Source organism: Corynebacterium haematomassiliense (assembly GCF_013978595.1).
In the GTDB taxonomy this organism is placed as follows: domain Bacteria; phylum Actinomycetota; class Actinomycetes; order Mycobacteriales; family Mycobacteriaceae; genus Corynebacterium; species Corynebacterium lehmanniae.
This window is the reverse complement of sequence record NZ_JACDTZ010000001.1, coordinates 769,567-789,814: the sequence shown is the minus strand read 5'-3', so window position 1 is coordinate 789,814 and position 20,248 is coordinate 769,567. Positions and strand designations below refer to the sequence as shown.

At 65.3% G+C, this 20,248-nt stretch carries 21 protein-coding genes; 14 read left to right on the top strand and 7 right to left on the bottom strand.

Annotated elements, in window-relative coordinates; genetic code table 11:
- Nucleotides 1–64: 64 nt before the first annotated feature.
- From rbfA to H0193_RS03790, 5 genes are read left to right on the top strand one after another with little or no spacing between them, the layout of a single operon-like run.
- The gene (gene rbfA, locus H0193_RS03810) at nt 65–505 is read left to right on the top strand and encodes a 30S ribosome-binding factor RbfA (RefSeq protein WP_181888627.1); all 441 of its coding nucleotides are present in this window, start codon (nt 65–67) and stop codon (nt 503–505) included.
- Entirely contained in the window at nt 498–1,490 is a 993-nt protein-coding gene (locus tag H0193_RS03805; protein ID WP_181888626.1) for a DHH family phosphoesterase, read from the top strand. Before rbfA ends, H0193_RS03805 begins: the two co-directional genes overlap by 8 nt.
- A 25-nt stretch (nt 1,491–1,515) precedes the next feature.
- Nucleotides 1,516–2,820 (top strand): MATE family efflux transporter, encoded by a 1,305-nt coding sequence (locus H0193_RS03800; protein ID WP_272899115.1) that lies wholly within the window; start codon nt 1,516–1,518, stop codon nt 2,818–2,820.
- The gene (locus tag H0193_RS03795) at nt 2,817–3,617 is read left to right on the top strand and encodes a metallophosphoesterase family protein (RefSeq protein WP_181888624.1); all 801 of its coding nucleotides are present in this window, start codon (nt 2,817–2,819) and stop codon (nt 3,615–3,617) included. The genes H0193_RS03800 and H0193_RS03795 overlap by 4 nt, the downstream gene beginning before the upstream one ends.
- Nucleotides 3,617–4,279, top strand: a complete 663-nt coding sequence (locus H0193_RS03790; protein WP_181889600.1) for a 4'-phosphopantetheinyl transferase family protein — start codon at nt 3,617–3,619, stop codon at nt 4,277–4,279. The genes H0193_RS03795 and H0193_RS03790 overlap by 1 nt, the downstream gene beginning before the upstream one ends.
- A gap of 41 nt (nt 4,280–4,320) precedes the next feature.
- On the opposite strand, the gene truB is transcribed toward H0193_RS03790, so the two are convergent.
- Nucleotides 4,321–5,214: a tRNA pseudouridine(55) synthase TruB gene (truB, locus tag H0193_RS03785; protein WP_181888623.1), complete on the bottom strand. Its 894-nt coding sequence runs from the start codon at nt 5,212–5,214 to the stop codon at nt 4,321–4,323.
- 31 nt (nt 5,215–5,245) lie between these two features.
- On the opposite strand from truB, the gene H0193_RS03780 reads away from it, so the two are divergent.
- From H0193_RS03780 to H0193_RS03765, 4 genes are all read left to right on the top strand, one after another.
- Entirely contained in the window at nt 5,246–6,217 is a 972-nt protein-coding gene (locus H0193_RS03780; protein WP_181888622.1) for a bifunctional riboflavin kinase/FAD synthetase, read from the top strand.
- Entirely contained in the window at nt 6,218–7,168 is a 951-nt protein-coding gene (locus H0193_RS03775; protein ID WP_181888621.1) for a nucleoside hydrolase, read from the top strand. It begins immediately after the preceding gene.
- A gap of 103 nt (nt 7,169–7,271) precedes the next feature.
- Nucleotides 7,272–7,541: a 30S ribosomal protein S15 gene (rpsO, locus tag H0193_RS03770; protein ID WP_070474158.1), complete on the top strand. Its 270-nt coding sequence runs from the start codon at nt 7,272–7,274 to the stop codon at nt 7,539–7,541.
- A gap of 150 nt (nt 7,542–7,691) precedes the next feature.
- A complete protein-coding gene (locus H0193_RS03765) occupies nt 7,692–9,980 on the top strand; it encodes a polyribonucleotide nucleotidyltransferase (RefSeq protein WP_181888620.1) in 2,289 nt (762 codons plus the stop codon).
- A gap of 75 nt (nt 9,981–10,055) precedes the next feature.
- Here the strand turns inward: H0193_RS03765 and H0193_RS03760 are convergent, their stop codons facing one another.
- Both H0193_RS03760 and H0193_RS03755 read right to left on the bottom strand, forming a co-directional pair.
- Entirely contained in the window at nt 10,056–11,639 is a 1,584-nt protein-coding gene (locus H0193_RS03760; protein WP_181888619.1) for a succinic semialdehyde dehydrogenase, read from the bottom strand.
- A gap of 102 nt (nt 11,640–11,741) precedes the next feature.
- Nucleotides 11,742–12,815, bottom strand: a complete 1,074-nt coding sequence (locus tag H0193_RS03755; RefSeq protein WP_181888618.1) for an oxygenase MpaB family protein — start codon at nt 12,813–12,815, stop codon at nt 11,742–11,744.
- Between the two features lie 242 nt (nt 12,816–13,057).
- Here H0193_RS03755 and H0193_RS03750 point away from each other — a divergent pair, with 242 nt between their 5' ends.
- The gene (locus tag H0193_RS03750) at nt 13,058–13,639 is read left to right on the top strand and encodes a DUF6230 family protein (protein WP_181888617.1); all 582 of its coding nucleotides are present in this window, start codon (nt 13,058–13,060) and stop codon (nt 13,637–13,639) included.
- Nucleotides 13,623–15,014: a DUF6114 domain-containing protein gene (locus H0193_RS03745; RefSeq protein ID WP_181888616.1), complete on the top strand. Its 1,392-nt coding sequence runs from the start codon at nt 13,623–13,625 to the stop codon at nt 15,012–15,014. Before H0193_RS03750 ends, H0193_RS03745 begins: the two co-directional genes overlap by 17 nt.
- A 62-nt stretch (nt 15,015–15,076) precedes the next feature.
- On the opposite strand, the gene H0193_RS03740 is transcribed toward H0193_RS03745, so the two are convergent.
- The 4 genes from H0193_RS03740 to H0193_RS03725 form a co-directional block, all read right to left on the bottom strand.
- Nucleotides 15,077–15,970 (bottom strand): oxygenase MpaB family protein, encoded by an 894-nt coding sequence (locus tag H0193_RS03740; protein WP_181888615.1) that lies wholly within the window; start codon nt 15,968–15,970, stop codon nt 15,077–15,079.
- Between the two features lie 33 nt (nt 15,971–16,003).
- On the bottom strand, nt 16,004–16,780 hold the full coding sequence (locus tag H0193_RS03735; protein ID WP_181888614.1) for an NAD(P)-binding protein: 777 nt from the start codon (nt 16,778–16,780) through the stop codon (nt 16,004–16,006).
- A gap of 108 nt (nt 16,781–16,888) precedes the next feature.
- Nucleotides 16,889–17,149 (bottom strand): hypothetical protein, encoded by a 261-nt coding sequence (locus H0193_RS03730; RefSeq protein ID WP_181888613.1) that lies wholly within the window; start codon nt 17,147–17,149, stop codon nt 16,889–16,891.
- Between the two features lie 9 nt (nt 17,150–17,158).
- The gene (locus H0193_RS03725) at nt 17,159–17,869 is read right to left on the bottom strand and encodes an AMIN-like domain-containing (lipo)protein (protein ID WP_181888612.1); all 711 of its coding nucleotides are present in this window, start codon (nt 17,867–17,869) and stop codon (nt 17,159–17,161) included.
- Between the two features lie 56 nt (nt 17,870–17,925).
- Here H0193_RS03725 and dapB point away from each other — a divergent pair, with 56 nt between their 5' ends.
- Genes dapB through dapA form a run of 3 tightly spaced genes read left to right on the top strand, consistent with a single transcriptional unit; the run spans nt 17,926 to nt 20,247 of the window.
- Nucleotides 17,926–18,669 (top strand): 4-hydroxy-tetrahydrodipicolinate reductase, encoded by a 744-nt coding sequence (gene dapB / locus H0193_RS03720; protein ID WP_181888611.1) that lies wholly within the window; start codon nt 17,926–17,928, stop codon nt 18,667–18,669.
- Entirely contained in the window at nt 18,670–19,302 is a 633-nt protein-coding gene (locus H0193_RS03715) for an FAD-dependent thymidylate synthase (RefSeq protein ID WP_181888610.1), read from the top strand.
- Nucleotides 19,303–19,338: 36 nt separating this feature from the next.
- The gene (dapA, locus tag H0193_RS03710; protein ID WP_181888609.1) at nt 19,339–20,247 is read left to right on the top strand and encodes a 4-hydroxy-tetrahydrodipicolinate synthase; all 909 of its coding nucleotides are present in this window, start codon (nt 19,339–19,341) and stop codon (nt 20,245–20,247) included.
- Nucleotide 20,248 lies beyond the last annotated feature (1 nt).

The window sequence follows — 20,248 nt, the reverse complement described above, 5'->3', positions numbered from 1 at the left end:
CTCCGCGCGAACCCGCGCAGGGCGGGGGTTACACTATTGAAAGTTTCGGACAAAGGAGTTGAGCATGGCTGACAACCCACGCGCGCAGCGCCTGGCAAAGCAGATTCAAACGATCGTCGCTTCCGCCATTGAGCGAGAAGTGAAAGATCCCCGCTTGGAGCTGGTCACCGTCACCGACACCCGCGTCACCGGCGACCTGCATGACGCAACGGTGTACTACACAGTGCGCGGACGCGACATCAACGACGAGCCCGATTACGACCAGGCGGCAGAGGCGCTGCACCGCGCCCGTGGTCAGATCCGCAAGATCGTGGGCGACCAGCTCAGCGTGCGTTTTACCCCGACGATCGCCTTTGAGCGCGACACCGTCCCGGAGTCGTCCGCCCACATGGAGGAGCTGCTCAACCGCGCCCGCGCCCGGGACGAGGAGCTGGCGAAGCTGCGCGCGAACGCGAAGCCGGCGGGTGAGAGCGACCCCTACAAGCGCACAGGTGACGATGTCTAAGCAGGCACCGGTATACATTCCGGAGGCGGCGGCGCAGTTTGAGGCCGCCGCCTCCCGTGTGCGCGCAGCCGAGAAGATCTCGGTGGTCGCGCATATCAAGCCGGACGCGGACGCGATCGGCTCCGCGTGCGCGCTGGCGTTCGGGCTGGAGAAGCTGGGCAAGGACGTGCAGGTCTACATCGGCCAGCCTCTGCCGCACTCGGCGAACATGCGCACCATCCCGGGCGTGGGCCGCATCCACTATGGGGCACCGCTGCCTGACGACGGGCTCGTGGTCACCGTGGACTGCGCCTCTGCCGACCGCACCGGCTCACTCATGCCGGCGATTTTGGAGGACCCCTCGCGGGTCATCGTGATCGACCACCACAACACCAACCCCGGCTTCGGCGGGATGAACCTGATTGTGGAGAGCGAATCCACCACCGTGATGGTCCGCGAGCTGCTGGGCTGCCTCGGCGTGGAGCTTGACCCGGACATCGCCTACTGCCTGTACGCCGGCCTGGTCACGGACACGGGCAGCTTCCGCTGGGGCACGCCCCGCATGCACGTCTTCGCCGCGGAGCTGATGGAGTACGGGCTGAACACCCGCCAGATTGCCCTCGACCTGATGGACACGATGGGCCCTGTGGACTTGCAGCTGATGGGCGAGGTGCTGGCCAAGACCCAGATCGTGCCCACGAAGGGTCTGTCCGTGGCGGTGCTGACGATTCCAGTCGGCATCCACTCGCGCATGAGCCAGACGGCGGTGGAGTCGATCATCGACTACTCCCGCTCGCTGGAAGGCACCGATGTCGGCGTTGTGCTCAAGGAGCAGGCGCCGAAGTACTGGGCGATGTCGCTGCGCTCGGTGGTGGTGGATGTCTCCGCCGTCGCGCAACAGCTGGGCGGCGGCGGCCACTGGGCCGCGGCCGGCTACTCCGCCACCGGCACCCGCAACGAGGTCATACGCCAGCTTCTCGACGCGTTCCCGGAGCCCGATGACTAACTCGCAACCAGCAACACAACGTTCAATGGGCCGCGAGATCCTCATGCTCGCCCTCCCCGCGCTCGGCGTCCTGGCCGCCAACCCGCTGTACCTGCTTCTGGACACCGCGGTGGTGGGCCGGCTGGGCACCGCCGAGCTCGCGGCACTTGCGGCGGGTGCGGCGATCCAGTCCACGGTGACCACCCAGCTGACGTTTTTGTCCTACGGCACCACTGCGCGCAGCTCGCGCTTCTTCGGCGCCGGCCGGCGAGACAAGGCTGTCGCAGAGGGGGTGCAGGCCACGTGGGTGGCCTTGGGCGTCGGCACGCTGCTGGCGCTCATTGTGGGGCTGTTCGCGCAGCCTCTCGCCCAAGCGCTCGCCAGCGATTACGACACGAGTCTGCGGGCGGCCCAGTGGATGCGCGTGGCTGTTTTTGCGGTGCCGATGACACTGATGATCATGGCCGGAAACGGCTGGATGCGCGGCGTGCAAAACACCAAGCTGCCGTTTTACCTCACCCTGTGCGGGCTGGTCCCCGGCGCGATTTTGCTGCCGATCCTGGTGGGGCGCTACGGGCTGATCGGCTCGGCGGTGTCCAACGTGATCGGCATGGGCATCACCGCAACGCTGTTCGTGGCGGTGCTGGTGCGTGAAAACGGCAGGTACGGCGGCAGCTGGGCGCCGCGCTGGGGCGTGATCAAACGCCAGCTCGTACTGGGCCGAGACCTGATTTTGCGCTCGCTGTCCTTCCAGGTCTCGCTCCTCGCGGCCGCGTCGGTGGCCGGCCGGATCGGGGTGGTGGCGCTGGCGGCGCACCAGCTCATGCTGCAGCTGTGGAATCTCCTCACGCTCGTGCTGGACTCGCTGGCGATTGCGGCGCAGACACTGACCGGTTCCGCGCTGGGCCGCGGGGGAGCGAAAGAGGCCCGCGCCGTGGGGGTGCAGGCGCTGAAGTACTCCATGATCTTCGCGGTGGCGCTGTCCGCCGTGTTCGCGGTGTTCGCTGTGCCGATTCAGAGCATCTTCACGTCGGACCCGGATGTCGTCGATACGCTGCGGGTTCCCTGGTTCCTGCTCATCGGGATGATCCTGGTGGGCGGGGCGGTCTTCGCCCTCGATGGCGTGCTGCTCGGCGCCGCCGACGCAGCGTTTCTGCGCAACCTCACACTGTTTTCGCTGTTGGGGGTGGCGCTGCCGATCATCCTGGCCTCCGGGGCGTTCGGCTGGGGGCTTACCGGCATCTGGGTCGGGCAGCTGGGCCAGGTTGTGGCGCGGTTGATTGGCGTGGCGTGGAGATTCCGCTCAATGCGGTGGGCCGTGTCTGGCGTGGATGGTAAGAATGAGGAATGACCACCACGCTCTGGGCCGTCAGCGACCTGCACGCGGCGGTGAAGCGCAACGGCCCGAAAATCGATGCCATCCAGCCGGCCGACCCGTCGGACTGGCTCATTGTCGCGGGTGACGTAGCCGAGCGCCCGGAGCTGATCGTCCAGGTGATGGAAGATCTTGCCAACCGCTTCGACACGGTGGTGTGGGTGCCCGGCAACCATGAGCTGTTCTGCCGTTCCGCGGACAGGCACCGCGGGCGCGAGAAGTACACGATGCTGGTGCAGGCCATGCGTTCGATCGGCGTGATCACCCCGGAGGACCGCTACCCGGTCTTCGGCGGAGTGACCATCTGCCCGCTGTTCACCCTCTACGACTACTCGTTCCGCGCCCGCGACCTGACCGTGGAGGAGGCCCTCGCCGCGGCCCACGAGAACAACGTGGTGATGACCGACGAGGTCGCCATCGCCCCCTTTGTGGACATCCGCGCCTGGTGCTGGGACCGCCTGGCCTACACCACCAAACGGCTGTCCCGTATCAATGGCCCGACGATCCTGATCAACCACTGGCCCTTGGTGCAGGAACCGGTGCAGCGCATGCAGTGGTCTGACATTGCCCTGTGGTGCGGCACTCGGCACACGCGAACCTGGGCCCAGCGCTACAACGCGAAGGCGGTCGTGTACGGTCACCTGCACATGCCGGGGGTGACAACTGTCGACGGAATCGAGCACATCGAAGCGTCTCTCGGCTATCCGCGCGAATGGGAGCGTCACCCGTCCGCGCAGCCGTTCCCGTACCCGGTCATGGAGGTTGAGCAGTGATGCAAGACGTTGCGCTGTTCCCTGCCGAGGCACGCTGCGTGTTCTATCTCACCGACGACGCATCCGACGCCGTGGACCTGACCCGTTACGAGCACTTGCACCCCGACGAGCGCAAGGAAGTCAGCGCCGCCGTGGACCTGCGCAAAGGCGAGTTCGGCGACGCCCGCTGGTGTGCCCACCAGGCCCTGCGCGAGCTCGGCGTGGAATCGGCCGGGGCGATCCTGCGGGGGGAGCGGGGCATGCCGCTGTGGCCGGAGGGTTTCACCGGCTCGCTCACGCATACCGACGGGCTGCGCGCCGCCGTGGCCGCCTCCACCCGGCACGTGCACTCAATGGGCTTGGACGCGGAACCCGCCGAGCCGCTCCCGGACGGCGTGCTGCGTTCCATCGCCAGTTCCACCGAGATCGCGATGGTGCAGCGGCTGCAGACCGACGGCTACCCGTGGGCGGACCGCCTCCTGTTTTGCGCGAAGGAAGCCACCTACAAGTGCTGGTACCCGATGACCCGGCGCTGGCTGGACTTTGACGAAGCCGAAATCGAGCTGCGCACCGACGGGACGTTCACCTCCCAGCTTTTGGCCCGCCCCGCCCCGGTGCCGCTGTTCGAGGGCCGCTGGGTCGAGCGCTGCGGCTACGTGGTCACGGCCACCTACGTGCGGTAGCGCGGGCGCGGCGACGGCGACCGCAGCCCAACCAACACCGTCTACAACGTCGACGGGCGCGCCACGAACACCGTGGCCAGCCGCTTGCCTTTCTCCTTCACCAGCGCCACCGCGCGCCCGTCCGGTCCCACCGCCGCGTGGACGTCTTCCAGCCCGCGCGGCTCCAGCCACTTGCCCATGGCCAGGGCGTCGTATTCCTCGGCAGTCACGTCGAGCACCGGCCACGCCCGCGTCAAGGCCTCGTCCAGGCTCAGGGACAGCTCGGCGGAGTCCTCGAGCTGTTCGAGGGTGCGTGCGTCGGTGAGGGAGAAGGAGCCGACGCGTGAGCGTCGTAAGGCAATCAAATGCCCCCCGACACCTAAGGCGGCGCCGAGGTCGCGCCCGAGCGAGCGGATGTAGGTGCCGGAGGAACAGTGCACGCGCGCGTCGACGTCCACGAACTCGCCGGCGCGGCGGATCTCGCCCAACTCAAACGCGTGGATGGTCACCTCGCGGGCGGGGATGTCCACCTCCTCGCCGGCGCGCACCAGCTCGTGCGCGCGCCGCCCGCCGATCTTGATCGCGGACACCTTCGACGGCACCTGCATGATCGTGCCGGTCAGCTTCGCCACCTCGGCGCGGATCGCCGCATCGGTCACCCCAGAGGCATCATGCTTGTCGACGATCTCGCCCTCGGCATCATCCGTCGTCGTCGAGGCGCCCAGGCGAATGGTGGTTTCGTACACCTTGTCCTCCGCCACCAGGTGGGCCAGAAGCTTCGTCCCGCGCTCGATGCCAGCGACGAGCACGCCGGTTGCCATGGGGTCGAGCGTGCCTGCGTGGCCGACTTTGCGGGTGCCGAAGATACGGCGCAGGCGGGCGACAACGTCGTGGCTGGTCATGCCAGCGAGCTTGTCCACGACGACGATTCCGGAGGTTGCGAGGGGATCGTTCATGCTTCCGAAGTATGCCGTACGCTAAGTCCCCGTGGATATTCTGCGCGGGCTTTCGAGCGTGCCGGATTCCTTCGCGGAAACCGGCACGGTGGTCACTATCGGTGTGTTCGATGGGGTGCACCGCGGCCATCAGCTGCTCATTTCCAAAGCGGTGGACACCGCGCGCGAGCTCGGCGTGCCGTGCGTGGTGATTACCTTCGACCCGCACCCCGTGACCATTTTCGCCCCGGAACGCACCCCGAGGGCGCTGATGCCTCTCGACGAGCGCGCACGCCATATCGCCGAGCTTGGCGTGGATGCGCTGTTGGTCATCGACTTCCGCGAAGAACTCGCTGGCCTGACGCCAGCGGAGTACATGGACGACGTGCTGGTTTCCGCCCTGGGTGCGAAGCACGTGCTGGTGGGGGAGAACTTCACCTTCGGCCGCGACGCCGCCGGCACCGCGACCGACATGGCGCAGCTGGGGGAGCAGGCGGGCGTGGACGTGACCATCGTCAAGCTGCTGGGCAAGGGCGAGGTGCGGATTTGCTCCACCGCCATCCGCGACCACCTCTCCGGCGGCGACGTCGCACTGGCCACCGACTTTATGGGCCGGCCGTTTTCCGTCATCGCGCCGATTGAGCGCGGTGCAGGCCGCGGCGGCAAAGAGCTGGGCTACCCGACGGCGAACCAGTACGCCTCCGACACCTCTGCGGTGCCCGCGGACGGCGTGTACGCGGGGTGGCTGACCATCATCGACGACGGCGAGATCGACGGAGACATGCAACCCGGCGTGCGCTACCCGGCGGCCATTTCCGTGGGCACCAACCCCACGTTCGGGGATGCGCGGCGCAGCGTGGAGTCCTTCGTGCTGGACCGCGACGCGGACCTGTACGGCCGGATGGCGCGTGTGGAGTTCGTGGGCAAAGTGCGCGACATGGTGAAGTTCAACTCGGTGGACGAGTTGCTGGATAACATGGCCCGTGACGTGGAAACGACCCGCGAGATCTTAGGAGTGGCGTAAATGGCCCGAAAGCTCATTCTGGACGTGGACACCGGCATCGACGACGCGTTGGCTATCGCGTACGCGCTTGCCTCGCCGGAGTTGGACCTCATCGGGGTGACGTGCACGTACGGCAATGTCGAAGTTGATCAGGCGGTGCGAAACTCGCTGGCCATCCTGGAACTGTTCGGTAGGACGGACGTTCCGGTGTTCGCCGGGCCGCAGCGCGACGGCTTCGAGGTCATGGAGATTTCCCAGTTCATCCACGGAGTCAACGGCATTGGGGAGGCGAAGCTTTACGACGCCTCACGTGCCGCAGAGCAGCAATCCGCCGTCGATTTCATGGTGCAGTCTGTGCACCGGTACGGCGACGACCTGGTTATCGTCCCCGTCGGGCCGCTCACGACGGTGGCTGCCGCGGTTGAGGCCGACGAAAACTTCGCCTCGCGCGCGCACATTGTGTTTATGGGCGGCGCGCTGACAGTGCCGGGCAACGTCACCCCGTGCGCGGAGGCGAACATCAACCAGGACCCGGAGGCGGCCGACTTTGTGTTCCGCCAGGGCGAGGACATCACCATGATCGGCCTGGATGTCACCCTGCAAACGTTGCTGACCACGGTGGAGACTAAGCAGTGGGGGGATTTGGGCACTGCCGGGGGAGACTTCCTCGCCACGGCTACTAACTACTACATCAAGGCGTACGAGACCACGGCACCGCACCTCGGCGGATGCGGTCTCCACGACCCGCTGGCTGTCGCGGTGGCCGCGGATCCTTCCCTGGTGGACACGCTGGCGATCAATTTGAAGGTGGACACGGATGGCGAGACGCGCGGGCGCACCATCGGCGACGAGACGTGCCTGAACGACCCGGTGAAGTCTGCCCGCGTGGCCGTGGGGGTGGACGTGGATCGCTTCTTGGAGGAGTTCATGCGCAGGTTGACCGGTTTGGCCCGCGAGACCCCGGTCGTGTAACCTCTCCCAAGGTCTTGCGCCATTTGACTGTGGTTCGCGGCAGTTGCGGCGCAGCGAAGACTTTTTCCGTAGAACGCGAACTGAAACAACCAAGGAGTACCTCATGGCGCTGTCCACTGAGAAGAAGGCTGAGATCCTCAAGGCTTACGGCCTGCACGAGACCGACACCGGTTCCCCGGAGGCCCAGGTTGCGCTGCTGACCGAGCGCATCAACAACCTGACCGAGCACCTCAAGGACCACCAGCACGACCACCACTCCCGTCGTGGCCTGCTGCTGCTCGTCGGCCGTCGTCGCGGTCTGCTGAAGTACCTGCGCGAGAACAACGTCGAGCGCTACCGCGACTTGATCGGTCGTCTGGGTCTGCGCCGCTAAGCGTCGTTAAGCCGTCGCAAGGCTTCGGCCCAAAAAGAACGCCTCACCAGCATGGTGGGGCGTTTTTTGTTATCATCATTGGCCGTTGCATGAGAAACACGACAAGGCGGCACCGATGATCGCCACGAACCTTCAAGGAGAGGGATCCTTTTGAGCAACTTCAAGCCAAAGAATGCTTTCGATGTCCACGTGGACGAGGAATTTGGCATCACCGAGGCAGTAGCGACCCTGGACAACGGCGACTTCGGTTCGCGCACCATCCGCTTTGAGACGGGCCAGCTGGCGCGCCAGGCGGACGGCTCCGTCACCACCTATCTCGACGACGAGACGATGATGCTGGCCACCACGACCGCATCCAACCAGCCGCGCGAGGGCTTCGACTTCTTCCCGCTGACCGTGGACGTGGAAGAGCGCATGTATGCGGCCGGCAAGATCCCGGGTTCCTTCTTCCGCCGCGAGGGCCGCCCCTCCACGCAGGCGATCCTGGCATGCCGCCTGATCGACCGCCCGCTGCGCCCGACCTTTGTCAAGGGCCTGCGCAATGAGGTGCAGGTGGTCATCACCGTGCTTTCGCAGCACCCGGAGGAGTACTACGACGTCGTGGCAATCAACGGCGCGTCCGCTGCGACCCAGCTGTCGGGCCTGCCGGTTTCCGGTCCGGTCGGCGGCGTGCGCATGGCGCTGCTGGCGGACGACAAGCACCCGGAGGGCCAGTGGGTGGCCTTCCCGAACCACGAGCAGCACGAGCGCTGCCTGTTCGAGATGGTTGTCGCTGGCCGCATGGTCGAGCGCAAGCGCGGCCGCAAGACCGAGGAAGACGTCGCCATCATGATGGTGGAGGCTGGCGCCGGCGTGAACGTGGTTAAGCAGATCGAGGCCGGCTACCCGGCGCCTACCGAAGCCACCGTCGCCGAAGGTATCGAGGCCGCCAAGCCGTTCATCGAGACGCTGTGCCGTGCCCAGCGTGGCCTGGCCGAGGAGATGGCCAAGGAGACCAAGGAGTTCCAGCTCTTCCCGGCGTACTCCGACAAGGTCTTCAACGCCGTGGAGAAGAAGGCGTCCAAGAAGCTGGCCAAGCTTTTGACCATCAAGGGCAAGGCCGAGCGCGACGAGGCCACCAACGAGTACATGGAAGACATCGAGGACAGCCTTCTCGACGACTTCGACATCGACGACGATGACCGCGAGGAGCACGCGGCGGCGTCCAAGGAAATCCGCGCAGCTTACAACGCGCTGATGAAGCAGATCGTGCGCGAGAAGATCCTCACCGAGGGCTTCCGCATCGACGGCCGTGGCGTGACCGACATCCGCGACCTCGAGGTCGAGGTCCAGCTCATCCCGCGCGCCCACGGCTCCGCACTGTTCGAGCGCGGCGAGACCCAGATTCTCGGCGTGACCACCCTGGACATGCTGAAGATGGAGCAGCACCTGGATTCGCTGCACCCGGAGGATTCCAAGCGCTACATCCACCACTACAACTTCCCGCCGTACTCCACCGGCGAGACCGGCCGCGTCGGTTCCCCGAAGCGCCGCGAGATCGGCCACGGCGCGCTCGCCGAGCGTGCGCTTTTGCCGGTGATCCCGTCGCGCGAGGACTTCCCGTACACCATCCGCCAGGTCTCCGAGGCGCTGGGCTCCAACGGCTCGACCTCCATGGGCTCCGTGTGCGCCTCCACGTTGTCGCTGTACAACGCGGGCGTGCCGCTGGCCGCCCCGGTGGCCGGCATTGCCATGGGCCTAGTTTCCGGCGAGGTCAACGGCGAGACCGAGTACGTCGCGCTGACCGACATCCTCGGTGCGGAGGACGCTTTCGGCGATATGGACTTCAAGGTCGCCGGCACCCGCGAGTTCATCACCGCGCTGCAGCTGGACACCAAGCTCGACGGCATCCCGTCGAAGGTGCTGGCTGACGCGCTGAACCAGGCGCACGACGCCCGCGACGCCATCCTGGACACCATGGCCGAGGTCATTGAGGGCCCGGACGAGATGAGCGGGCTCGCCCCGAAGATCACGACTGTCAAGGTTCCCGTGGCCAAGATCGGCGAGGTCATCGGCCCGAAGGGCAAGACCATCAACCAGATCACCGAGGACACCGGCGCGGAGATCTCCATCGAGGACGACGGCACCGTGTTCGTCTCCGCCGCTTCCGGCGAGGCCGCGGACGCCGCGATTGAGAAGATCAACGCGATTGCTAACCCGCAGATGCCGAAGGTGGGCGAGCGCTACCTGGGCACCGTGGTCAAGACCGTGGCGTTCGGCGCGTTCGTGTCCATCATGCCGGGCACTGACGGCCTGATTCACATCTCCAACCTGGGCGGTAACACCCGCGTGGAAAACGTCGAGGACGTCATCAACGTCGGCGACAAGGTCGAGGTGGAGATCCGCGACATCGACAACCGCGGCAAGATCTCGTTGGTCCCGGTCGAGGACGGCGAGTAAACCGGCAGGTAATCGTCGAAAAGCGGGCGCTCTCGTGGTGAAGGCGCCCGCTTTCTTGCTTCTCGACGTTTCACGTCACGGCAAGAACCGCAACTTCTTGCCCAGATCCAGCGCAGTGGTCATGAGCTCGCCGTAGTACTTGCGCGGCAGCTGCTTCGGGCCGCGCATCGGCATGATCCGCTGCTGGGAGATGTTTTTGACCTCGGTGTATTTGGTCAAGCCCTCGGGCCCGTGGCGGCGGGCGACACCCGACTCCTTCACGCCGCCGAGCGGGGTGGACACGGATGCCCAGGTGGCCGCGTAGCCGTCGTTGATGGTCACGCCGCCGGCCTGCACCTGCTCAGCGATTTCCCAGGCTGTGTCGGGAGCGCCGAACACGGAGGCGTTGAGGCCGTAGCTGGTGTTGTTGGCCAGGCGGATCGCCTCGTCGGTGTCCGCCACCCGCTGGACGTAGACGACGGGGCCGAAGACCTCCTGGGTGAGCAGGTCGGCGCTTTCGGGCACGTCTGTGAGCACCGTCGGTTCGAAGAAGAACGGCCCAAGGTCCGGTCGGGGTGTGCCGCCGGTGACGACGGTCGCGCCCTTGGCCACGGCGTCATCGACGAACCGTTGTACGGTGTCCAACTGGTTCTGGTTGATCAGCGAGCCCATCTGGTAGTTCCAGTTCAAGCCCGAACCCAGTTTGATGCGTTTGGTGGCCTCGCGGAACGCGCCGATGAAGCGGTCGAAGACCTCGTCGGGCACGTAGATGCGCTCGATGGAGACGCACAGCTGGCCGGAGTTGGAGAAGCAGGCGGTGGCGATGGTGTCGATGTGGGCCTCGATGTCCGCATCCGGCGCGATGATCATCGGGTTCTTGCCGCCGAGCTCGGCGGAGTAGCCCACGAGGCGTTCGCCGACAACCTTGCCCAAAAGCTTGCCGGTGGCGGTGGAGCCGGTGAACATGAGGTAGTCGCACTGCTGGGCGATTGCCTGGCCCACCTCGCGGCCGGTGCCTGTGACGATCTGGAACACGTCGTGCGGAAGGCCGGCGTTGAGTAGGAGGTTCAGCGAGATGATGTTGGAAAACGGGGTGTTCAGGTCCGGCTTGGCAATCACGGCATTGCCCGCGACGAGCGCCGCGAGCGCATCTGAGATGCCGAGCGCGAGCGGGTAATTCCACGGGCTGATCTGCCCGACGATACCCTTCGGCACCCGCTGCTCCACGGTTTTTGTGATGAGGGGAAATGCGCCCGGTCGCGCCTTCATCTCTAGTTCGTCGGCGGCGATGTTGGCGTAGTAGCGGGCGTTGTTCATCACGTCCAGCACTTCGTCGTAAGCCGCGGTGCGGTCCTTGCCGGTTTCAAGCTGGACGATGTCCGCGAGCAGCTCACGGTTTTCCTTGACCAGGTCGTGGAAGCGTTCCAGCAAAGCGGCGCGGTATTTCACTGGCTTCGCGGCCCACAACGGCTGCGCGCGGCGGGCGAGCTTGAACGCCTCGTCCACGTCGGCGGCGGTGCCGACACCGACCCAGCCAAGCTCCCCGTCGAAGAACGGGGAGGTGACCGACTTACGCTCGCCTGTGTACAGGGAGCCGGTCGTCGCGTTGGTGGTGAACTTCTGCAGCCGGTCGAGGAAGTCCGCGGGGAGCGGTTGTTCTTTCAGGCGGGTGATAGCCATGAGGTCTCCGTAACAATGGTTGAACGAGAAGAACACCCCAGCACCGGAGGCACCTGCGAAGTGGAGGGACAGGGCCTGGGGTCCTGGGGCGGATGAGAACGGTTAGAAGGGGCAACCGGCGGCGCGGCGACCGTCTGCGTCGCCGTCCTGAGCGCCGGTCTTGGGTTCGTCCTTGGGCGCGGTGTCCGCGTCGTTGTCGCCCTGGCCGTGGTACGCGTCGGCAAGCTTCGGTTCCTTGTACTTGCCTTCGATCATCCCTGCCTTGATCATCATGGAGCGACCCGGCTCCATGTAGCGCTTGTCTTCCGGCAGGATGGTGAACAGCTTCTTCACCGCCTTGGCGATGCGGTCGAACCGGCGCTGGTCTTTCTTGGTCCATGGCAGGTCCAGGATCTCGCGCTGTCTATCGCTCAGCGTGCCGTAGGTCAGCCAGATGACGCTGTTCATGAGTGGCTTCCAAATGACCTTCCACACAGCCTCAGGCACGCCGTCCGGAGCCTTGACCGGCTCCACGCGGGCGGTGCGCAAGGCGAAGTCGACCGTTTCGTTGCGCTCGAGGACCTTTTCCTCCATCTCCTCGAAGTACTTGATGTAGCCGTCGAGAGTGTCGATCACCGGGCGCTCGGACATGCCGTACATGTCCCACCACGTCACGCCCTCCTGGATGATCTGCTCCTTCTCCGCGCGGGTGAAGGGGGTGCCGAAGAGCTCCTGCGCCCAAATGACGCGCCAGACGAAGGTGGCGTGCGCCCACCAGTACACGTCCGGGTTCAGCGAGTGGTAACGCTCGCCGTTGCGGAGCTTGCCCTTGATGGTGTGGTGGTAATCGCGGATCATCTTGGCGCGGGTTCCGTCATCGTAGATGGAGTAAATGATCTGCGGGGTGGAGCGCTCAAGGCGCGCAAAGGGCTCTTCGAAGAACTTGGAGTGATCCAGCAGCGACTGGCCGATTGCCGGGTGCATGTTCTGCAACACGCCGGTGTAGCCGCGCAGGAGCTGCAGACGCTGGTCCGAGCCCCACTTCCAAAGCAAGGAATCCGGGCCGAGCGGCGCTCGCTTCAGTTCCCGCTTTGCGCGCTCCGGCTTTTCCAGATTGTCCGGCTGCGCGAAACGGGTGTCCTCTGCGGATTCGTTCGTGCGGGCGTCTGCTCCATCAGGTGCAAGTGCGTGAGACATCAGCGATCTTCCTTTTCTCTGGGTGCTGCTAGGGACAAGTTCGCGTGTGTTTGTGAAGTGTAATACACGCAAATAGTCACTGCGAAGTGGGTCACGGGTAACGGTCGAAAATGGGCGGCGCGGATGTGTTAAACCCCTTACAGGCGATGTGCTACGGTGTTCCAGATCATAAATGCTTACCGTGATGGCAGCCGTCGGCAGACCGGCGGTTTGGCGTCCGGCCACGGACGGAAGGAAACGCCATGGGAAGGATCAACAAGGCGAAAGCTGGTGCAGCTCTTCTCGCTGGGCTCATCGGCTTTGGCGCCACCGGCGTTGCTGTTGCGCAGGGCGGACTGACCGCGAACCTCGCATTGTCGGGAACTTTTTTCAAAATCAGTATGACCCACCTTGATGGGGAAGGACTGAGCATTTTTACCGACGGTGAACAGATGGCCAATGAGTCGCTCCCCGTCGCGCGCCTGAAGTTTGAGCACGCGTACGCCTCTAACCTCTGTCTCTCCGCTGCCCTGCCAGATGTTCCGGTAGTTGGCGAGAGCACGTTTACGCTGAAGGCCCTCGGCGACAACAGTGTCGAGGTCCGCGACCTTGTGGTGGGTGCTACCGATATCAAGGGCGCACTCGACCTCACGGATGCCTCGGTAGGCGCCGATGCGAATCAGTTCAACTCCATGGCGCCGCAGGGAACATGGGGTCTGCACGCAAATAAGGTCACGCTGAGTGCGGATGACATTCGCGCCACCTCCGTCGGTGCGAAGAAGCTCATCGCCTCCGGCGTGGTGGTCGACGTAGCGCGGGGAATGGCCGATGGCTGCACGAGCTAACACCGAACCGGAGGACGACGACTTCTTCTTCGACGACGGCGACTCCGAAGACGCGCAGCAAAGCGCTGCCGACGAGGAGAAGAAGGGGCGGGGAGCGAAGCGCCGCGACGGTGGGCACCGTGCCGAGCAAACTCCCGCACGAGAACGGTTCAAAGCATGGCGGAAACAGCGGCCGTTTCTTCCGGGCCTGCTGGTAATTCTCTCCGGCGTAGTGATGCTCGCACCGGCCTACTTCACTATCCGCGTGTCCGACTTGCTGGTGATGATTGCAACCATCTCGGGCGTATCCACGTTGCTCATCGGTGCCGCGCTGATCATGTCCGGTATCGGTATGTGGCTGCAGCCGTTTGCTGCGCCCTATCTGGGTGTGATGAGCATTTTGGTGGCCATTGTCGCGCTGCCAACGTCGAATATAGGCGGGTTCCTCGTCGGCTCTCTGCTTGGCATTGTTGGCGGAGCCCTCGGTCTCGCCTGGGAGGACCGGGATGCGAAACCTGGTGGCAAGCACACCCGAAGTGGAAAGCGGGAGCAGGCGCCGCCGGCAGCGGACGAAGGTGAAGTTCCCCGCCGCGGAGGATCCACCAAGATCGACCTGTCTTTGTTGCGCAACGCCAAATCCGTCGCTGTCGTGCTTTCGGCTGCGGGATTGCTTGCGGTGAATCTGGGAGAAGAGCCCGCGGTCAACGCCCAAGAGTCGGCGCCGCAGCAGCCGCAAATCCCGGCGCTGCCGCCGTTGCCTCCCGCGCCTGAATTGCCTCAGCTGCCAAGCTTGCCCAATCCGCTGGATATTCAGGTGCCGCCGGCGCCGCAGTTGCCCTCGGCGCAAGCACCCCAACCCGAGGAGTCGCGAGATCTACTGACGTACCCGGAACTCGAGCCGACGCGAACGATCGCGCCGCAGAACCTCAGCACCGTGACCGCAGACAATGTGGCGATCACCGGCAACGTGCGAGCCACGATGGGCATGGTCACAATCGGCGACGTGCCGACGCGGACGCTGATCCTGACAGGGGACAAGCTCACCGCGCGCAACCTCTCGCTGGAAGTGCCAGGTTTCGCAGCCCGCGGAATCCTCACCACCGGCCAAGTTGAGACACAGGTTTCCGACGGGCCCGTGACCGTCGTTGCCACCGGGCTGACCGCAACCCCTGTCGTAGCAGGAGTGCCCACGGTCCCGGTGACAGTAGACCTCCGCGGCTCCCTCGGCGACGTACTCGCTCAGTTGGGTGTGCCGGATGCCCGCCCGGTACCAAACGTTCCCGTGCCGAATTTTGTGATGGACCGAATCGCCCTCGGCAACGTGTCCATGCAGATGGTCAGCCTCGACGGGCTGCACCTGCATGCGCCCGCGGTGCAGCTGAAGGTTCCGAAGTAGGCAGAGAAAAGAAAAAGCACGGGGCCGTCGGTGCGTGCCGACGGCCCCGTGCTTCGCGCCCGTTATCTGGTCTCCGCCTCGGCGCGCTCGAAGGCGCGGGAGGCGATCGCTACCATGCGCGCCTTGCGCGGCAGCACCGAGAACACGGCGCGCGTGGCACGGGAGAAGACGTTGAGCTTGCGCTGGTCGGACTTGGTCCACTCAAGGCCGAGGGAGTTGCGGACCTTCTCCGGAAGCAAGCCGATGGACACCCACAGCAGAAGCTTTGACGCGTACGGCGCGATCGGCTTCCACGCCCAGCGGGGCACCGACGGGTCCGGCGGGTCCAGCGTCAGGCCGTTCATGATGCGGGAGCGGTCGATGGTCTCGCTCGGGCCCAGCTTGTCGTACATGGCATCCATGTAGTCGACGTATTCGTCGTAGGACTTCGGGGCGCCCTCCGGCTCGGCCACGCCGTAGTAGCTGTACCAGGTGCGAGACTCCTGGAAGAGCTGCTCGCGCTCGGCATGCGTCATGTCGGACATGAAGTTGCCGGCCAGGAGATAGGGCATGGCGGTAAAGGTCGCGTGCGCCCAGTAGTAGACCTCCGGGTTCAGCGAGTGGTAGCGCGAGCCGTCCGGGTGGGTGCCCTTGATGTCCTTATGGAAGTCGCGGATCATCGCGCCGACCTCCGGGCCCTCGTACACCGTGCGGATAATCGGGAACGCGGAGCGGACCAGGCGGGCGACCTCGTTGTCGAACACGTTGGACTGCTGCACAAGCGAGCGGCTGATGTCGCGCTGCGCGATCTGCAGCACGCCGGCGCTCAGGGCCACGAACAGGGAGCGCCAGTCGCCGAAGCGCTGCCACAAAATAGAATCCGGGCCGAGCTCGGGCAGGCCGCTGGCGTCTACTGCGGCACCGTGGGAGTCGAACTCGGCTGGGGTCGTGCTGGCGGAGGGTTTCAAGGTGGTCATCGTGTCTCCTAAAAAGCTATCGTTCGCCGCTGCCTAGCTTGCAGCTTCGCTTCGGGCGCGGCGGGATGCGGCCTGGTAGTTCTCGGCGCGGGTAAATGCGTGGACGTCCGGATCGAATTCGACAAGGGCTGCCTTCAGCCCGCGGACGGTGCCGGGTTGCACGCGCCACTTGTCCGGCTTGACGGTCAGGGCGCCGGGGCCGCGGATCTCCAGCTGGCGCACGTACCTGCGCGCGTAGTCGCCGCGTGCCTCAAAGACGGCCCAGGACTTCTGGTCGAATTTCGGGTCCGGGGTGTGGTAGTCCACGAACAGCGCGTTGGGCAGGCCGACGACGTCCACGCCGTTGTGGAGGTACAGCTCGTCCGCGCTGATGTTTGCCCGGCCCGGGATACCGATCCACGGGGAGGGCTCGCCGGTCGCGCGGATCAGCACGTCGAAAAGCTCAGTGCGCGTCTCGCCGCTGCGGGTGTAACTGACTTCCCACTGTCCTTCCTCGGCGTTCCATTCGGCGCCCGTGACCTCGGCACCACCTCTGAAGGTCGCGCCGCTCGCATCGACGGCGGCCTCGAGGTGCGCGATGAGCGAGCGCGGGGTGCCGTCCGTCGTTGTGAGCTTCAAGTACGGGGTGCGGAAGTGTTGCCGCCTGGACACGGTGGGTGCGTCCGGGGCGGTCAGGTGGCCGCCGATGTACTCCTGGCGGTCGAACAGCGTGGTGTCGAAGCCGGAAAACGCGCACTCCGCCGCGGCGGTGCAACCAGAGATTCCGGCGCCGACAACCGCCACCGTGGGGCGGCGATAGGGGTCAAACATCACAAAACCTTTCACACAGATTCTCCGGCGCCACTTTTGGGCGCCAGTGTGCTCCCGTTCACTTTAGACGATGTTTAGGCGCGGGATCGCATAAAAGGCTGGGAATGTTTAACTACGGAATGTCTCCTGATCGCCGCCCCTGCCAGGCTCATCCACTGGCCGCTCGCCGTGACCGAACAGTTCATTCCGCCTCTTGTAGGCGTACAGCCCGGCTAGGGGTGAAAACCCCATGAGGAAACCCCACCGGCGCTTGGAGTCTTCCTCCATGTCGCTTTCGTAGATCTCCTTTGAGGTATTGCCCAAGGCAACGATGCCGCCGATGGCGAGCAGTGCCACGAACCCGAGTCCGAGCCAGGAAATCAGACTCATTGTTGCCTCCTACTTCTGAAAGTCCACGACCACGCGGGTCGGGTTCTCCAACAGGTACAGGTTGTACGGGCGCTGGGCATCAAGGCCGACGATGTACTGGGCATCCGCCTCGAAGATTCCGCCGTCGGCGATCTCCTGGATGCCCCCGGCCGCCACGCCGGCGGGGTCAGCCTTGGCCAAGTCGGCGTCGCTCAGGCCCATCGACCACGGCACACCTTGGATGATCAGCTCGAAGTACGCGTTGCCGGCTGGCACAAGCGGCATTCCAGAGGCCTGCTGGCGCGGGTCTGCGGTGTAGCCGGCCAGCACGTTCGGCGTGCCGGCGCCGGAAAGCTCCACCACGACGCGGTCGACGTCTTCGTGGGAGCCCGCCCGGATGTCCTCGATCTGCAGCTCGGGGTGACCCGGGTTCTGTAGGTGGGTGTCTTCCATGGTGAACGGGGAGGCGGACGGGCCGCCCGCCGGGGCCGCTGCCGCGGAGACGTCCCTGGTGTCGGCCTCCTCTGGTTGCTCCGCGGACGCGGACGTGGAAGTGGACACCGGCGTTGCAGCACTTTCGGCGGCGCTCGTCGCCATAGCCGACTCTGAGGTTGGCTCAGACGACGAACCGGTGTCACCCGCTTCAGAGCCGCAGCCCGCAACGGTCAAAGCGGTCACTGCGAGCGCTGCGAAGACGGCTCGGCTGCGGCGGGGGCGGAAGCTGCGGCTGTGGAGAGTCATAAGCCCCACCCTAGCGGGGCTACCATGGCCGGCGGAGACAAATAGAAAGGACACCCATGATCAAAGTTGGAGTGCTCGGAGCGGCCGGCAGGGTCGGCTCCGCCGTTGTTGCCGGTGTGGAAAAGGCGGATGACCTGCAGCTCGCCGCAGAGGTAAACAGCGGCGACTCGCTGCAGGTGCTGGTGGACGAAGGCGTGGACGTCATCGTCGACTTCACCACCCCGAACGCGGTGATGGACAACCTGGAGTTCTGCATCAATAACGGCATCCACTGCGTAGTGGGCACCACCGGCTTCGACGACGAGCGCTACCAGAAGGCGCGCGACTGGTGCGCGGCGAACGAGGGGGTGGGCGTGCTCATCGCCCCGAACTTCGCCATCTCCGCCGTGCTCACCATGGCGTTCGCCCGCCAGGCCGCGCCGTTCTTTGAGTCCGCGGAAGTGGTGGAGTTCCACCACCCGAACAAACTGGATGCGCCTTCCGGCACGGCGGTCAAGACCGCGCAGGGGATCGCGGATGCGCGCAAGGAAGCCGGCCTTTCCGACATGCCGGATGCCACCGAGCAGGCGCTCGACGGCTCGCGCGGCGCGAACGTCGACGGCGTGCCGGTCCACGCGGTGCGCATGCAGGGCATGGTCGCGCACGAGGAGGTCATCTTCGGCACCACCGAGCAGTCCCTGACCATCCGCCAGGATTCCTACGGCCGCGAGTCCTTCGTCCCGGGCGTGCTCACCGGCGTGCGCGAGGTGGCGAACCGCCCGGGCCTGACTATCGGACTCGACGCCTACCTCGGTCTATAAATGCAGGTAGAACTTGTCGCGGCAACCGCGATGCGGATCCCGGTTGCAGAAGGCGTCACCCAAGGCGAGGGGGCGGTGGCATTCGCCATGCTTAGCGACGTCCCGTCGGCCTCCCTCCTGCGCCGCAACGCCGACGATCTCGCCGATTCGCGCGCGGGCTTGCTGGAACACGCCAGTGCCACCCTGCATGTGCGGGGTGTCTCGCGCGACGCGGCCGCCGCGATCCGGGGCCACGGGCTAGCCGTGAGCGAGCGCGCGGCCGACGGGGCAGTAGTGCCGGCGGCCATCGCCGCCGACGAGGAACTCACGCGCCTGTTTGACGCTGCCGTGGAAGAAGCGGAGTTCGTTCGGGGCGAGCTGTTGCGCGCCCTGGAGGATGCGATGGCTGACGAGCCGAATGCGCTTGTGCGCCGCAAGCGGGCGCGCGAAGCCGCCGACGCCCTCGTGCCCGCAGCGGCCGCCACTGAACTTGTCGCCACCGGCACCTACCGGGCGTGGCGCGAATTCATCGCAGCGCATAACGGCAGGTTCGAGCACGAAGAAATCCGTCAGCTTGCCGGTGCGGTCCTCGATGTCATGCAGCGCGAGGCGCCGCTGCTTTTCGGCGATTTGGCCGAAGGGGAACGTCGATAAGCAATTGCTCGTAAGGGGCAGGTATCCTACTGGGCCATGGGCACATCTCTCAAAGCTGATCTGGGAGCCGACATCTTCGGCTCCGTCTGCGTAGCAATGGTCACGCCGTTTGATTCCGATGGCGAACTCGACCTTACGGCAGGCCGCGATCTCGCTGCCCACTTGGTAGAACAAGGAATCGACGCACTAGTGCTCGCAGGCACGACGGGCGAATCCCCGACAACCACCGACGAAGAAAAGGTCGCGTTCTTAAAAGCAGTGCGCGAAGAGGTAGGGGGCAAAGCCCGCATCATCGCAGGCGCGGGGTCCAACGACACCCGCCACGCGGTGGCAATGGCGAAAGCGGCCGCGGAGGCCGGCGCTGACGGCCTGTTGGTTGTCACGCCGTACTACTCCAAGCCGTCCCAGGCAGGGGTGGAGGCGCACTTCCGCGCAGTCGCGGAAGCGACCAATCTCCCGGTCTGCCTGTACGACATCCCCGGCCGCTCCGGCATCCCGATCGATTCCGACACCATCCGCAGGCTTGCGGAAGTGGACACGATCCAAGCGGTGAAGGACGCGAAGGGCGACATGCTCGAAGCGTCTACCCTGATTCAGGAGACCGGGCTGGCGTGGTACTCGGGCGACGACCCTTTGAACCTCCCGTGGCTCGCTGTCGGCGCGACCGGAATGATCTCCGTGGTTGGGCATGCCGCACCGAAGGCGCTGCGTGAACTAGTGACTGCATACGAGAACGGCGATCTCGCCCGCGCACGGGAAATCAACGCCAACACACTCAACGTGCTCGCGCGCCAACAGGGCGCGCTGGGCGGCGTGACATTTGCAAAGGCAGCTCTGCGACTGCAGGGCATCGAAGTAGGAGACCCCCGCCTGCCGGTCGCTGCGGCGACGGACGAGCAGGTCGAGCGGCTCCGCGAAGAAATGACACAGGCTGGAGTCCTATAAA